Source organism: Streptomyces alkaliphilus, assembly GCF_014141535.1.
In the GTDB taxonomy this organism is placed as follows: Bacteria; Actinomycetota; Actinomycetes; order Streptomycetales; family Streptomycetaceae; genus Streptomyces; species Streptomyces alkaliphilus.
The window spans coordinates 1-981 of the sequence record NZ_VKHT01001404.1 but is presented as its reverse complement, the minus strand read 5'-3'; the positions used below and the strand labels follow the sequence as shown (position 1 = coordinate 981).

The following is a 981-nucleotide window of genomic DNA, read 5'->3' as shown; positions in this document are numbered from 1 at the left end:
ACCCCCGCCGAGGGCACCGACGGCGGTGACGAGGCGGCGGCCCTGCGCGCCTTCGAGGCGACCATCGCCGCCGACGAGCGGATCGAACCGCGCGACTGGATGCCGGACGAGTACCGGGCGACCCTGATCCGTCAGATCGCCCAGCACGCGCACTCCGAGATCATCGGCATGCAGCCGGAGGCGAACTGGCTCACCCGCGCGCCCTCACTGCGCCGCAAGGCGATCCTGCTGGCGAAGGTGCAGGACGAGGCGGGCCACGGCCTCTACCTCTACGGCGCCGCCGAGACCCTCGGCGTGGACCGCGAGGAGTTGCTGGACAAGCTGCACACCGGCCGCCAGAAGTACTCCTCGATCTTCAACTACCCCACCCTGACCTGGGCGGACGTCGGCGCCATCGGTTGGCTGGTGGACGGTGCCGCGATCACCAACCAGGTGCCGCTGTGCCGCTGCTCCTACGGCCCCTACGCGCGGGCGATGGTGCGCGTGTGCAAGGAGGAGTCCTTCCACCAGCGCCAGGGATACGAGCTGCTGCTCGCGCTGAGCCGGGGCACCGAGGCGCAGCACGCCATGGCACAGGACGCCGTGAACCGCTGGTGGTGGCCCTCGCTGATGATGTTCGGCCCGCCGGACGCCGAGTCCCCGCACACCGCCCGCTCGATGTCCTGGGGCATCAAGCGGCACACCAACGACGAGTTGCGGCAGCGGTTCGTGGACATCTGCGTCCCGCAGGCCGAGTCGCTGGGCCTCACCCTCCCGGACCCCGACCTGCGGTGGAACGAGGAACGCGGCCGGCACGACTTCGGCGCCATCGACTGGGAGGAGTTCCGCCGGGTGCTGCGCGGCCAGGGACCCTGCAACGAGCAGCGGCTGAGCCGCCGGCGCCGGGCCCACGAGGAGGGCGCGTGGGTGCGGGAGGCCGCCGCCGCGCACGCCGCCAAGCGGGCGGCCCGCGCCGCCGCGTCCGCCCCGGCGTCCCCCACC

Annotated in this window: 1 protein-coding gene; it reads left to right on the top strand. The window is 73.0% G+C overall.

Annotated features, from left to right (window positions below):
• Positions 1–42: 42 nt before the first annotated feature.
• On the top strand, positions 43–981 hold a 939-nt coding region (gene paaA / locus FNQ90_RS24750), incomplete at its 3' end, for a 1,2-phenylacetyl-CoA epoxidase subunit PaaA (RefSeq protein ID WP_182608373.1).